Origin of the sequence: Nonomuraea zeae, from assembly GCF_005889725.1 — a bacterium.
GTDB classification, from domain to species: domain Bacteria; phylum Actinomycetota; class Actinomycetes; order Streptosporangiales; family Streptosporangiaceae; genus Nonomuraea; species Nonomuraea zeae.
This window is the reverse complement of record NZ_VCKX01000722.1, coordinates 1-696: the sequence shown is the minus strand read 5'-3', so window position 1 is coordinate 696 and position 696 is coordinate 1. Positions and strand designations below refer to the sequence as shown.

The 696-nt window shown below is 68.0% G+C and carries 1 protein-coding gene; it reads left to right on the top strand.

Annotation, left to right across the window (positions count from 1 at the left end):
- Positions 1-222: 222 nt before the first annotated feature.
- Positions 223-696 (top strand): M23 family metallopeptidase (locus ETD85_RS62600; RefSeq protein ID WP_138699138.1); only part of this gene is annotated, 474 nt, incomplete at its 3' end.

Sequence of the window (696 nt, the reverse complement as noted above, 5' to 3'; positions counted from 1 at the left end):
AAACGTTAGAGGGGTATAAGAGACAGACCCACCCCAGCATCACCGACCCGAACAAGATGCAGAGCAAGCCGAGCGATCCGCAGCTCCATCATCCCGGACCAGATCTCCCGCTCGCGCCATCGCCGAACCACTTATCCACAGGCCATCCGCGCGGCTCCGCCCTCGTCCACAGAATCCCGTTCACCAGCACGGACCCCACACCGCCCTGGCCAAACTCCCGCCATGCACCTCTTCACACTCTTGGCGGTCACCGTTCTGATCCTCGCCATCCCCACACCCCACGCGAGGGCCTCACCCTCCACCTGGCGCTGGCCACTGGACGGGCAGCCCCGCGTCCTGCGCCGCTTCGCCCCACCGCCGGAGCCCTGGCTCGCCGGTCACCGAGGCATCGATCTGGCCGCCCCCGTCGCCACCAGAGTCCTGGCAGCAGGCCAGGGCACAGTCCGCTTCGCCGGCCCCGTGGGAGGCAAAGGAGTGGTGACCATCGACCACCCAGACGGCCTCCGCACGACCTACCTGCCGGTCGCACCGTCCGTACACCGAGGCCAACCAGTTGCCGAAGGGGCCGAGCTAGGAGTCATAGAAGCCTCAGCGACCCATTGCCAGGAGTCGTGCCTGCACTGGGGTCTCCTCCGCAACACCCGCTACCTGGACCCGCTGCTGCTCCTGGCCCGCGCCCCCATCCGTCTCCTCCCC